This window comes from Gelatiniphilus marinus (assembly GCF_042684345.1).
Taxonomy (GTDB): Bacteria; Bacteroidota; Bacteroidia; order Flavobacteriales; family Flavobacteriaceae; genus Gelatiniphilus; species Gelatiniphilus marinus.
This window is the reverse complement of the sequence record NZ_JBHULK010000005.1, coordinates 210,792-224,591: the sequence shown is the minus strand read 5'-3', so window position 1 is coordinate 224,591 and position 13,800 is coordinate 210,792. Positions and strand designations below refer to the sequence as shown.

At 36.1% G+C, this 13,800-nt stretch carries 11 protein-coding genes and 1 pseudogene; 3 read left to right on the top strand and 9 right to left on the bottom strand.

Translation table 11 applies throughout. From position 1 onward, the window contains the following. Positions 1-113 (top strand): annotated as a pseudogene (locus ACFSQS_RS12940) (IS1595 family transposase); the annotation flags it as partial. Between the two features lie 52 nt (positions 114-165). Here the strand turns inward: ACFSQS_RS12940 and nosZ are convergent. The 4 genes from nosZ to ACFSQS_RS12920 all read right to left on the bottom strand — a co-directional run bounded on the left by nosZ (position 166) and on the right by ACFSQS_RS12920 (position 4,012). Next, on the bottom strand, positions 166-2,133 hold the full coding sequence (gene nosZ / locus ACFSQS_RS12935) for a Sec-dependent nitrous-oxide reductase (protein ID WP_388019638.1): 1,968 nt from the start codon (positions 2,131-2,133) through the stop codon (positions 166-168). A 25-nt stretch (positions 2,134-2,158) separates the two neighbouring features. Next, positions 2,159-2,734 carry a fasciclin domain-containing protein gene (locus tag ACFSQS_RS12930; protein WP_388019630.1) on the bottom strand — a complete coding sequence of 192 codons (576 nt, stop codon included), beginning with the start codon at positions 2,732-2,734 and terminating at the stop codon, positions 2,159-2,161. A 27-nt stretch (positions 2,735-2,761) separates the two neighbouring features. Beyond that, positions 2,762-3,265: a c-type cytochrome gene (locus ACFSQS_RS12925; protein ID WP_388019627.1), complete on the bottom strand. Its 504-nt coding sequence runs from the start codon at positions 3,263-3,265 to the stop codon at positions 2,762-2,764. A gap of 414 nt (positions 3,266-3,679) precedes the next feature. Then, complete coding sequence (locus tag ACFSQS_RS12920) at positions 3,680-4,012, bottom strand: hypothetical protein (RefSeq protein WP_388019624.1); 333 nt, start codon at positions 4,010-4,012, stop codon at positions 3,680-3,682. A 230-nt stretch (positions 4,013-4,242) separates the two neighbouring features. Between ACFSQS_RS12920 and ACFSQS_RS12915 the strand changes: the two genes are divergently transcribed. Together ACFSQS_RS12915 and odhB are read left to right on the top strand one after the other, a co-directional pair. Continuing rightward, positions 4,243-7,005, top strand: coding sequence for a 2-oxoglutarate dehydrogenase E1 component (locus ACFSQS_RS12915; protein ID WP_388019621.1), 2,763 nt, complete (start codon positions 4,243-4,245; stop codon positions 7,003-7,005). A gap of 44 nt (positions 7,006-7,049) precedes the next feature. After that, entirely contained in the window at positions 7,050-8,261 is a 1,212-nt protein-coding gene (gene odhB / locus ACFSQS_RS12910; protein ID WP_388019618.1) for a 2-oxoglutarate dehydrogenase complex dihydrolipoyllysine-residue succinyltransferase, read from the top strand. Positions 8,262-8,414: 153 nt separating this feature from the next. Here the strand turns inward: odhB and ACFSQS_RS12905 are convergent, their stop codons facing one another. The 5 genes from ACFSQS_RS12905 to metF all read right to left on the bottom strand — a co-directional run bounded on the left by ACFSQS_RS12905 (position 8,415) and on the right by metF (position 13,683). Then, positions 8,415-10,292, bottom strand: coding sequence for a S8 family serine peptidase (locus tag ACFSQS_RS12905; protein ID WP_388019615.1), 1,878 nt, complete (start codon positions 10,290-10,292; stop codon positions 8,415-8,417). A 24-nt stretch (positions 10,293-10,316) separates the two neighbouring features. Further along, a complete protein-coding gene (locus ACFSQS_RS12900; RefSeq protein ID WP_388019612.1) occupies positions 10,317-10,781 on the bottom strand; it encodes a hypothetical protein in 465 nt (154 codons plus the stop codon). 35 nt (positions 10,782-10,816) lie between these two features. Beyond that, on the bottom strand, positions 10,817-11,245 hold the full coding sequence (locus ACFSQS_RS12895) for a hypothetical protein (RefSeq protein WP_388019609.1): 429 nt from the start codon (positions 11,243-11,245) through the stop codon (positions 10,817-10,819). A 351-nt stretch (positions 11,246-11,596) separates the two neighbouring features. Further along, entirely contained in the window at positions 11,597-12,694 is a 1,098-nt protein-coding gene (locus ACFSQS_RS12890) for an acyloxyacyl hydrolase (RefSeq protein ID WP_388019606.1), read from the bottom strand. A gap of 35 nt (positions 12,695-12,729) precedes the next feature. Further along, entirely contained in the window at positions 12,730-13,683 is a 954-nt protein-coding gene (gene metF, locus ACFSQS_RS12885) for a methylenetetrahydrofolate reductase [NAD(P)H] (protein ID WP_388019603.1), read from the bottom strand. Positions 13,684-13,800 lie beyond the last annotated feature (117 nt).

The following is a 13,800-nucleotide window of genomic DNA, read 5'->3' as shown; positions in this document are numbered from 1 at the left end:
AGTACCTGCAACTTTACCTCAATGAGTTTGTTTATAAGCTTAATCGAAGATATTTTGGCGAACGAATCTTTGATAGGCTCGTTATTGCTAGCATTACAGCTAATGGACATTAAACGGATATACAAAATTAATTTATACAAATCCAAGTTTAAACCAGTGCTGATTTTATTCAATATCTTCTCCCATCGACCATTTTAGCGGTATGTTGCTATTTGCGGGAGAAACCCTAATGTATCCTTGCATTTCTTGGTGTAACGCCGAACAGAAATCTGTACAATAGAATGGCCAAACACCAACTTGTTTTGGTTCCCATGTTAAGGTTCTGGTTTGCCCTGGAGCTATTAATAACTCCGCATTATTAGCACCAATTACAGCGAATCCGTGCGGTACATCAAAATCTTGTTCTAAGTTTGTAATGTGGAAGAATACTTTGTCTCCTACTTTTACACCTTCTATATTATCTGGCGAGAAATGGCTACGTATCATGGTCATGTAAACATGCACATTTTTACCCTCTCTAACCACTTTAGTTTCATCATCATTTGTAGCTTTGCGCGGGTGTTTATTATCGGCTAGTTTATAAAATTTTAGTGTGTTTTCTTTAATTATTTCTGCTGGAATAGCTGCTGCATAATGTGGTTCTCCATGTGTTGGAAAATCTAAAAGCAATTCCATTTTATCTCCAGAAATATCATATAATTGTGCTGAGTGTTCCATTTCTGGACCAACTGGCAAATAACGGTCTTTAGTAATTTTGTTCATGGCGAACATGTATTTACCAAAAGGTTTTCTGGAGTTTCCTCCAGGAATGGTTAAGTGGCCAACCGAGTAATACGTTGGTTTTCTATCAATAACTTCCCAAGTGCCTAATTTCCATTTTACAACTTCAGAAGAGATAAAGAAGGTTGTATAAGCATTTCCTTGACCATCAAACTCGGTATGTAAAGGGCCTAAACCGGGTTGTTCTACCGAACCTGCTAAAACATCTTCGAAATTTAAAATTGGAATACCGTAAGCCTCACCAGCAAATTTTTCATTCTCAATAGCATCTAGCATTTTAGTAAATGAATGTACCGTTAAGTTAGCTGATAATTTACCATTGCCCACAATATACTCTCCAGAAGGATCGACATCGCAACCATGGGGCGATTTTGGTGTTGGCAGTAAATATATAGCTCCGGGAACCTCAGAAGGGTTTATAACACGTACTTCCTTTTTCATGGTAGATGTTGTAGTATGTGTAGCTTCATCAAGTAAGTTATGTGCATAATTTGCTGGCATCATGGTACCACCACCATTATTTACATATTCTTCAATTTTTTTCCAGTTAATTGCTGCAATAAAATCTTTGTCGTTTTGAGATGCATTAACCTCTAGCAAAGTACTTGCTTCTTCGGTATTATAGGTTGTAAAGAAAAACCATCCGTGAGATTTTCCGCGTCCAGGGTGCGATAAATCGTAGTTAAAACCTGGCATTAGAACCTGGAATTTAATATCCATGTGTCCGTGTTCTGGATCTACAGAGATAAAAGTTAAAGCGCCTTTAAAATTCCCTTTATAGTCTTTAATAGGCATATCTCTTTGAGGAACCGGTACAGAAAAACGTGTTCCTGCTACTACATATTCTGTGTTTTCTGTGATAAAAGACGAACTGTGGTTTCCTGCACTATTTGGAACTTCAATAATTTCTTCTGTTTCAAAAGATCTTAATCCAACTCTAGCAATACGGGGTGTATTGTTTCCGTTAATAAAAATCCAACGCCCATCTAATTCTCCATTAGTTTGAGAAATGTCTGGGTGATGCGAATCGTCCCATGGTATAAAACCATAAGAGGTTTCTAGCATGGGTTTAGATTCTTCAGAATACCCGTAACCGTTTGTTGGAAATTGTGAGAATACCGGAATTTCTTTAAACATTCTGCCAGAAGGTAAGCCGTAAACGGTTAGGTTACCACTATATCCTCCAGAGATAAATGCGTAATGAGAATCGTGTTCTCCAGGTGCCACATACACTTTTTCTGCGTTGTTGCTAGATAATGCACCATTTTTACTAGACTTGCCTGAGTTATTACAACTTGTAAATGCGACAAGAAGCGCTACAATTACAATAGTTGATGTTAATATTTTTTTCATTATTACGTTATTTTAATTAGTTAAATTATTCAGTTGGTGGTAATAAAACTTTGTTTATGACGTGAACAATTCCATTGCCAGCTTTAACACTTGCCAGTATTTTTGCTCCTCCAATTATGGGTTCTCCATCAATAACTTCTATTTTCACATCGGTGTTGTTTGCTTGTCCTAGTTTTTTAAACTTCTTTAAAAAGTCTTTAGAATAGTTTCCGGGCGTTACATGATACTTTAAAATATTTGCTAAAGCATCTTTGTTTTCTGGTTTTAATAAGTTTTCAACAGTGCCTTCTGGCAAAGCTGCAAACGCTTCATTTGTTGGTGCAAATACCATTAAAGGACCTGCATTTACTAAAGCATTTTCTAATTGCGCAGCTTGCACTGCAGCAACCAAAGTTGTGTGGTCTTTAGAGCCTATTGCTATTTGTAATACATTAGGTGAAGACCCATCATCTTCAATAAAAGCTTGCCCTGATCTTTCTACCGATTCGTTTTCAGTTGTTTTAACTGTAGAGGTCGTAGAGGCGTCTTTAGTTTCGTTTTTACAGGAGCAAATTAATGCTACAGAGGCAAAAACAAAAAACAGTAGTTTAATAGTTTTCATCGGATATTGTTTTAGTTAAATTGATTATTATAATGTCCTAAAATATTCTAACACAGCTCTAGCATCTTCTTCAGATAAATTTTGATTTGCCATTGGCGAGCCATTAAACTCTATTAATAAGTCTTTAGCCAGAGGATCGTTTTTTACCATGCCCTCTGGATCTAAAATCATATTCATTACCCATTCTGGGGTTCTGCGTTCTAAAATTCCTTTTGGGGCTGGCCCTATAAATTTTTTATCTGGCCTGTGGCAAGCGGCACACATTTTTTTAAATACATCTGCACCATGAGCTACCATTTTTTGGTCTATTTCTGCACCTAATGTTATAGACTTAATGGGGCCTACACCTTTATTGGTTAAATCTATGGTTTTAGATGCTGGAACTTTTTCGGCTTTTGGTGCTGTTGCCTTAGTTTCGGTTGTTGCCTTTTTCTTAAAAGAAGGGGTTTCTTTCTTTTTTTCTTCTTTGCCTCCGCAGCTAAAAAGTAGCGTTACAAATAAAATGGTCATTAATTTTAGTGTTGTTTTCATCTGTTAATTTTAGTTTTTATTAAATCTATAAAATGAAATTAGCATAATTAGTTATGTATATATTACTTATACCCAATTCAAGCAACTAAATTACAACCAAACAAGGGGGAAAAACATGATAAATATCATATTTAGGACAAAATGGTCTTTTTTAATTTCAAATTAATTTTTTTTAGAAAAAAAAACGATTGTAAAACTTTGTTTTTCAGTTTTTTAAAAAAAAATATGCGATAAGTTTTAATGATAAAAATAAAATAAAAAAAGGCAAAGCGTTTAGTGCTTTAATTCGATTTCTAGCATTAAAAGTAAAATCTTACAAAAGAAGCCCAGGCATTGGCATAAATACTTCTATCAGCATCATACAGCATATCGTATTTAATGCCAAAAGTTATATGGCCAATTCTGTTTCCAGCTCTAAAAAAATAAAGCAGGAATACAATAATCATATTTGTTCAAGCCTAAATTAATACTAAGGTTTTGTTTTACATGTAGTCCTTCAATCTCTACAAAAATCCGTAGCTCGTTTACAGCTTTAAAAAGTCCAATTAGGCAACCGCCCAAAATAGTATGTTTGCAAACTTTTTTTATTAAATGTAGTATTAAGCCCTTGGCAATAGCAAAAGCCTTATCAAATATGTAAACAGCTCTTGGAACAACAGTGCCACAAAAGCAACCATAGCCATAGTTTAAACCAATGCCAGCGCCAAACCTAACTTGGTTTAAAAAGTACGGGGCGTTCTTGGGCAAATACAATGTTTGCAGTTACAAAAACAAAAAAATAAGATAGTTTGTTTAATTTATAAAGATTTCTATTAGCATGAAGAATTAGAAGAAACAAAATAAACTATGTAATGCAAATGTATATATTTAAAAGATTAACGATTGTTTATAAATATATTAAAAGAAACCTTTAATTTTAGTAAAAATTGTATTTTTGAGAAATATTTTAATGGATCTACACGGTATTAAATATAATAATGGATAAATTTTCATTTTTAAACGCAGCACATACAGCATATTTTGCTGATTTATACGATCAATACTTACAAAACCCAGATGCCGTAGAACCAAGTTGGCGGGCCTTTTTTCAGGGTTACGATTTTGGCACCGAGAATTATGGTTTAGATACACAAACCGATAGCTCTTTTGAAGATTTAGTATGTATTCCTCCCCATGTACCCGAACAGCTAAAAAAAGAATTTCAGGTGGTTAGGCTTATAGATGGCTACAGAATGCGCGGGCACTTATTTACCAAAACAAACCCCGTAAGAGCACGCCGTACCTACTCGCCAACGCTAGATCTTAAGAATTTCGATTTGTCTGAAAATGATTTAGATACGGTTTTTAACGCTGGAGAGAATATAGGTATTGGTGCCAAAACCTTACGCCAAATAATTGCTCACTTAGAAAGTGTTTACTGCAGATCTATAGGTGTAGAATATATGTATTTGCGTAATCCTGAGGTGATTGATTGGTGGCAAAATCAATTAAATGAAAACCAAAATCAATCCAATTTTTCGTCAGACACAAAAAAATATATTCTTAAAAAACTAAATCAAGCTGTTTCTTTCGAGAACTTTTTGCAAACCAAATACGTTGGGCAAAAGCGTTTTTCGTTAGAAGGTGGCGAGTCTTTAATACCAGCTTTAAGCAACGTACTGTTTTACGCCGTAGAAAAATACGGTGTTAAAGAGTGTGTTTTAGGTATGGCCCATCGTGGGCGTTTAAACACCCTTGTTAATATTTTTAGAAAGCCACTTAGAGAGCTTTTTAGCGAGTTTGATGGTAAAGATTTTGAGGACGAAAATATTGATGGCGATGTAAAATACCATTTAGGTTTAACACTCGATAAAACCTATCAAAACGGTAAAAACATAAAGATGAACTTGGTGCCAAATCCATCGCATTTAGAAACCGTGGCATCAGTTGCAGAAGGCATTACCAGAGCAAAAATCGACTCGGATTATCAAGGAGACGACTCTAAAATAATCCCCATAGTTGTTCATGGCGATGCCGCCATTGCAGGACAGGGCATTGTTTACGAAATAGCCCAAATGAGCCAACTTAACGGTTACAAAACAGGGGGTACCGTGCACATTGTGGTAAACAACCAAATAGGCTTTACAACCAATTATCTCGATGCACGCTCTAGCACCTACTGTACTGATATTGCAAAAGTAACACTATCTCCCGTTTTGCACGTAAATGCCGACGATGCAGAGGCCGTTGTGCACGCCGTAGAAATGGCTTTAGAGTACAGAATGCGCTACAAAAAAGATGTATATATAGACCTGTTAGGCTATAGAAAATACGGGCACAACGAAGGCGACGAACCCCGTTTTACACAACCTAATTTATACAAAAACATAGCCAAGCACAAAAACCCCTTTAAGATATATTCAGAGAAACTTATTGCAGAAAACACTATTGATAAAGCGTATTTAAATGAAATCGTTTCAGACTTTAAACATACTTTAGAAACCGAATACGAAAAATCCAGACAAGCGGAATCTTCCAAGGTAAGAGAGTTTATGCAAGAACGCTGGGTCGCCTTTAAACGTCAAGGATTAGAGGCCATGCTTGAAACGGTTAACACAAATTACCCTAAAGAAAAGTTAGAACATATATCAAAAGTTGTTTCAACTGTTCCAGAAGGCGTTAAGTTTTTACGTAAAGCCGAACGTATTTTACAAGGTCGGGCAAAAATGGTTTTCGAAACCGATACGCTCGATTGGGGCATGGCAGAAACCTTAGCTTATGGCAGTTTAATGGAAGAAGGTTTTAATGTGCGCATTTCAGGGCAGGATGTAGAACGCGGTACCTTTAGCCATCGCCATGCAATTTTAAGGGATGAGATTTCTGAAGAACGAATTAACCTTCTAAACATAAATCCAAATAACAAGGGCAGTATGGATATTTATAACTCCTTGTTGTCTGAATATGCTGTGTTAGGTTTCGATTACGGTTATGCCATGGCCAACCCAAACACCCTAACCATTTGGGAAGCACAATTTGGAGACTTTAGCAATGGCGCCCAAATTATTTTCGATCAGTACTTATCGGTAGCCGAAGATAAATGGAAGGTTCAAAACGGCATAGTTGTACTGTTGCCACACGGATACGAAGGGCAAGGGTCCGAGCACTCTTCAGCAAGAATAGAACGCTATTTGCAACTCTGCGGCGATCACAATATGGTGGTAGCCAATTGTACAACACCATCAAATTTTTTCCATTTGTTGCGCCGTCAAATGAAACGGGACTTTAGAAAACCATTAATCGTTTTCACGCCAAAAAGCCTGTTACGCCACCCCAAAGCGGTTTCATCTATAAAAGCATTGGCAAACGACTCGTTTCAAGAAGTTATAGACGATTCGGCAAACCCTAAAAACATAAAAAAATTAGTGTTCTGTACCGGTAAATTCTATTACGATTTATTGGCTGAAAGAGAAAAATTAAATAACGAAGATGTGGCATTAGTAAGAATAGAGCAGCTATTCCCGCTACACCTCGATAAAATTCAGCAAATCATTAACCGTTATCCAAACGTAGAAAATTATGTTTGGGCTCAAGAAGAACCTCAGAACATGGGCGCCTGGAGCCATATAATGCAACACATGGATTTGGTAAAATTAGAAGTCGCATCCAGACCCTACAATTCCGTACCCGCACCAGGATCTAGTACCCGAGATAAAAGAAGGCAACAGCGCGTTATAAACGCTGTTTTCAATATTGAAAATTAAAAACACCTGTTTAAAAAACTCATACAAAATTAAAATTATAGAGCATGATTTTAGAAATGAAAGTACCATCACCCGGTGAATCTATAACCGAAGTAGAAATAGCAACATGGCTAGTTGAAGATGGCGATTATGTAGAAAAAGACCAAGCCATTGCCGAGGTTGATAGCGATAAAGCCACCCTTGAATTACCAGCTGAAGCCAGCGGAACCATTACGCTAAAAGCAGAAGAAGGTGATGCCGTTGCCGTTGGAGCCGTAGTATGCTTAATTGATACGAGTGCAGAAAAACCAGAAGGTGGTGATGCTGTAAAAGAAGAAAAAAAGGAGGAAGCGCCAAAAACTGAAACTACAAAAGAATCAGTTGCTGAAAATAAAACATACGCCACAGGAACTGCAAGTCCTGCAGCAAAAAAGATTTTAGCCGAAAAAGGAATGGATGCCGCTTTAATTTCTGGAACAGGAAAAGATGGTCGTGTTACTAAACAAGATGCTGTAAATGCTGTGCCAAGTATGGGTACACCAACAGGAGGAAGCCGAGGGACTTCAAGAAGTAAAATGTCTATGCTGCGCCGTAAAGTCGCAGAACGCTTAGTGGAAGCTAAAAATACAACAGCGATGTTAACCACGTTTAACGAAGTGGATATGTCGCCAATTTTTGCATTACGTTCAGAATACAAAGAAACCTTTAAAACAAAACACGGTGTTGGTTTAGGGTTTATGAGCTTTTTTACTTTAGCAGTTGTTAGAGCTTTAAAAATGTACCCAGCAGTAAACTCCATGATTGATGGCAAAGAAATGATTTCTTATGATTTTTGCGATATTAGTATTGCGGTTTCTGGACCTAAAGGGCTTATGGTTCCTGTAATGCGAAATGTAGAAAATTTGAGTTTTAGAGGTGTTGAAGCCGAAGTAAAACGATTAGCTATTCGAGCTCGCGATGGGCAAATTACAGTAGATGAAATGACGGGTGGCACATTTACCATTTCAAACGGTGGTGTGTTTGGTAGTATGCTATCAACACCAATAATCAATCCGCCGCAAAGTGGTATTTTAGGTATGCACAATATTGTTGAACGACCAGTTGCTATTGATGGCAAGGTTGAAATTCGCCCCATTATGTATGTGGCACTATCTTACGACCACAGAATTATTGATGGTAAAGAATCTGTCGGGTTTTTAGTGGCCGTAAAAGAAGCTTTAGAAAACCCCATTGAATTATTAATGGATAACGATGTTAAAAAAGCATTGGAGCTTTAAATAAGAATTAGCACAAAATATAAAAGCGAGCTACCTTTTGTTAAGTAGCTCGCTTTTTTTGATTAATAATTTTTGACCACATTACCTATGTACAGTAACTTTTAACGATCTACAAGTATTCTGTGTACTTCGGTATGTTTTTCTGTTATTACCTTATAAATAGTAAATGCCGTTTTTTAAGTTGGGAATGTTTAAACTATAATTCTTTTTATTGGTTAGGCCTTTTTTTGATTTTAATTGTACGCCCATATCGTTAAACAGCAAAAATTCAACTTCGTAATTGGCATTAAAAGCTTTTGTTTCGTTATTACCCTTCTTTAAAATAGTAAGCTCTGTAGATGTTATTGAGTTTGGTACTACTTTAAAATAGCCACTAAAGCAATAATCATCTTTTTTAAAATACATGGTATGTACACTATTGCCACAAGCTCCGGCATAATCTACATCTATGGCGTAAGTATTACCGTAATTCATGTTATTGGGCGTAAAGGCAATTTCGTAAACACCGTAGGAATACGATGTCCAACCACTTGGTATCGTGGTATAATTTATACTGTTAACGTTGTTTGAATCCATATTGATAACGTGCTCTTCTCCTCCATTGCAAATTAAATATGGATCGGAATAAGTACCACTACCGCTTAAATTGTTATAATAGCTATCGCGAACAAAAACGTCGTTATTGGTTAGAGTTGGGTTGTTTACTTGAACATTTCTGGTTATAGAATATCCTGTACTAAAATTTGCTCTAACCCAACCTGTACTGCCTGAGCTATATTTTGGTTTTACAGTAACCGAATTAGTTGTACTACTTAAAATTTGTAGATTGGATGATACTTGCCAAGTTACTGACAAATCAACGTTACTCATAGAAAATGTTGAATTTGGAAAGCTACACACTAAATCTGGCCCATTTATATTTATAGCCATCTGCACAGCTGCATTTGCATCTACCAAACCATATCCCATCTCATCATCCCATGTCCCATTTGGTCTTCCCCCAGTAGTACTATAATTATAACCACCAACTTTTTGTGCTGTACGTTCAATAATATTTCTTACTTCTAATCCAGTAAGGCTTGGGTTAACTGATAATACTAGAGCTGCAACTCCTGCAACATGAGGACAAGCAGAAGAAGTACCATTAAACCATCTCGTGTAATCTCGGTCGATATAATCTGTTGCAACTAAATTTCCTCCTGCATTTGTATGTAATGGTTCATTAGGGTTATAGCCATTATTACCTTGCCTATCGGTTGTGGGTATTAAAACTCCAGGTGCAACGATATCAAGTTCAGTACCGAAGTTACTGCCCCACTCATCCTCTGTGTCACAAGAGGTAGGGCTTTTTCGCTCTCCACATTGACTCATAGCTCCAACAGCTAAAATATCAGGATTTGAATTTGCGGGATAGCCTACATTGCCGTTGTTATTACCAGATGAAAAAACTACGATACAACCTAAACCGTTTCTACCTTGAGTAAGTGCTGCAGTAATAGCGTCATCTATAAATGCCCCTTGTAATCCTACATGACTCCATGAATTACTAATAATACTAGCTCCATTCTGCCACGCAAAATTTATACCATTTGCAAGCTCCTGCCTCACATTGATATTTAGTAGTAACTCGTTACTTATCGACATCAAGGTACAATTTGGTGCAACTCCAATGCTACCTATTAAGTTATCAGATGCTCCAATTATACCTGCACAAGCTGTTCCATGATTACCTAACACTAAACTAGGAGAAGAGTTAGATTCAGTATCAAAACTTAACGGTGATATATTTAACAAATCTGGGTGGTTCAATTCTATTCCATGATCAATAACTGCGACAACCACATTTTGCTGACCCAGTGTGATATTCCAAGCTTCAGGGGCATTAATATCAATCCCAACAGTACCGTTATTTTGTCCCGTATTATTTAAACCCCATTGGTCTGGATAATTAGGGTTGTTAGTTAAATCATCTGCAAGAAGATCTGGCTCTGAAGCCGAAAATTTACCTGTCTCAAAAAAATAGTTAGCCATTTGCAAGGCATTCCCATCTGACTCTTATGAACAAGCTAGAGTAAACCATAAAGGCATAAAATCATTTTGACCAATAATTTCAACCTTTTTTCTTTCGGCAAATTCCTTTAAAACTGTTAAGTCTTGTTTCTTTTTTAATTTTACATAAAATAAATGTGATAAACCAACCTCAACACTATCTTTTGTATAATAAAAAGGAGCTTTATATGTTATCCAATCATAATCTTTTAGACTAATATTTCCTTTAACTATTGCCCAATTACCATCATTAGTATTTTTTTCACGATTAAAAAATGAATTACGTACTTTGTTTGGATGCATTTTTTCCAAGATAAAATTATCCTGTGATAGTTTTTCAACTACTGCACTTCCACTTTTATTCTTATTTGTTAAAATGTAATGACGTGAATTTGACTTATATAAATTTACTTTTTTAGATTTATAGTAGTAATAATCGGAATTCTGGCTAAACCCAATTAGGGCTAGCATTATGAATATAATTAAGCATAAAGACCTTTTCATAGTTATTTATTGTTTAAGTGAGTTTCTTTAATAAATTTTGCAGAGGTTAAATTATTTGGAAATGGGATGGTTGCTACAGTATAATTAAACTTGTCTATTACTAACTCATTTTGGTTATTATAGCTATAGCCCGTACTAACTACTCGGGTTTTATTATTGACAACCCAAGTTATATCCATTTCAGAATCGTTTAAAATCTCAATCGATATAACTTTCTCCTCTACACCTTCTGATGGTAAAATAACATTTACATTGTTTAAGCTATCAATTATTAAAGTATAGTTAAACTGTGGGTCATGAATATCGATATTTGATATATGATCAAAGAATACACCTTTCCATGTCCCTGTACTTTCTTGGTTTTCAATATCTTTATCACTACAGCCCAGTAAAAAAACACTTGCCGCCAACATTAAAATTAACTTTTTCATGATTTTTTTATTTTTTTAAGGTTATACTCATTAGATGCAAAAACACCCAAAAGGTTGCTTCAATTTTTGTAAGAAATAATTTTAAACAAAACTAGCCTGTTTAAAATTGGTGTAATATGATAAAAATCAGTTATTGCGAGATTTTTTTATAATCTTAAATATGCTTAAATAAGTGTGAGCGCGCTTATTTTACCACGAGAAAGCAGATACGTTGATGGCATCCGACAGGAATTCGAGCGCTAGAATTTACGGAGACTAGTTAAGGAAGACAGGAATTCACTTTATGTTATAGTTTCAATTTAAAAGACTCCTTCCCGATGACTATCGGGATTCGCAGGAATGACAATACTTTCATAACCTTACTCCTATTCCAAATTCTACAGCTTCGGCTTTGGCACCGTGCGATTTTAAGGTTAAAGCCCCAAACCATTTATCATTTATATAACGTTTTAAACCAACCCTAAAATAGGTTTTCCCTTCAAAATCAAAGGGGTAATATACGTAATATCCCAATTGGGTTATTAATGAGGTTTTATTGATAAACAACTCGTGTCCTGCAAAAACGCCAACGCGTTTATAATCTTCATCGCCTGCAACATTTTCCTCTGGAAACGACACGCTTTTAAAATGGATAAGTTCTTTTAAGAAGTTGGAGAAAAACACATCGGTTCCCAATTGAATGGCGCTTTTTCGGTTTAGCCTTTTATCGGCATAACCAGAAAAAATATAAAACGGAAACTGCCCACTTCCCACCACATCGCTTTCATTAATACCGCTTCTAAAGGCAATATTATACTTTATGGGTTGGGTAAATTTGTTATCATTTTCATCTAACGTATTCTGATATTCGAGGGTTTCTTCATCCAAATTATAAGTAACACCCAAATTAAAGGTCAAGGAATTAATACTGGTATTGGGTGCTTTTACATTGGCGTTGGAATAGTGAATAAGCGACAAACCCGCTTGCAACCCAAACCTATCAATAAGCCGTTCCTTTTTATAATTGAGCATTATATATGTACTACTCATGAGTTTTGAGCCGAAAGCAATATTTCTAAAATTATTTGCTTTATCGTACGGATTGGTGGTAAAAGCCAAACCTTGCCCAATACGCAGCATCAACTTCCGCTTTAAAAAATAAAAATTATAATGGGCAAACAATGCCGACACCTCGCCCAAAACATCATTTTTTAAATTTTGATAGGCAAAAGACACCCCATAATCGGGGTAGTTATAACGCTGTTCCCAAGCGTTAAAACCATAGGTTTTTTTATTCCAACTTAAAATATAACCTTCGGGACGGCCTTTAATTAAATGAAGGATATCGTTGTTATGCAAGGCAATGTTGCCTTTAAAATAAGATAAATCTATATACGAGTTATGCGTTTTATCTTGCGAAAAAGAAAAGCTAAAAGCTAAACAGAAAACACATAAAATTAGTTGCCGCATAAAGTAGGTTTTATGCGACAAAAATAGTTTAATTATTAAAACAACGCCGATGCAATGGCTTTTATATTATCGCTTTTTCCCATGGAGTAGTAGTGCAGCACAGGAACACCGGCGTCCAACAACTCTTTAGATTGTTGTATGCACCACTCCACGCCCACTTGACGCACTTGTTTATTGTCTTTGCACTTTTCAACCTCATGAATTAAGGTTTCGGGTAAGTCTATTTTAAAAACCTGTGGCAATAATTGCAAATGGCGGTTTACGGCAATAGGTTTAATTCCCGGAATAATGGGCACGTTAATCCCTGCTTTTTTAGCGGCTTCAACAAACTCAAAATATTTATTATTATCAAAAAACATTTGCGTTACCACATAATCTGCTCCGGCATCCACCTTTTCTTTTAAGCGTTTTAAATCGCTTTTCATTGATGGCGCTTCCAAATGTTTTTCCGGATAACCGGCAACGCCAATACAAAAATCGGCTTTATCATCAACATCCAAAACACCATGCAAATACTTTCCGGAGTTTAAATCCTTGATTTGATTTACCAATTGCGTAGCATAAGCATGCCCGCCTTTTGTAGCCTTAAAATACTGCTCGCCTTTCATGGCATCGCCACGCAACGCCATCACGTTGTTAATGCCCAAATAATGGCAATCTACCAACAAATACTCGGTTTCTTCTTTGGTAAACCCACCACACAGCACGTGCGGTACCGTATCTACATTGTACTTGTGCTTTATGGCGGCACATATACCCAAGGTACCGGGGCGCATTCTGGTAATTTTTCTATCGAACAAGCCTTCTTTTTCAATGTAAACAAACTCTTCGCGCGAGGTGGTTACATCAATAAAAGGCGGATTAAACTCCATTAGCGGATCTATGTTATTATACAATTCCTGAATGTTCTTTCCTTTTTTTGGCGGAATAATCTCGAACGAAAACAAGGTTTTCCCGTTTGCTTTTTTTATGTGTTCTGTTACTTTCATAAAGCCTCCCCAACCCCTTCAAAGGAGGGGCTTTTTAATGGTCGTGTTTTAATTTTTAATTCGTTTTATAAATTCTTAATCTCTTTTTCACCTCATGTGTTCCTCCCCTTTTGGGAG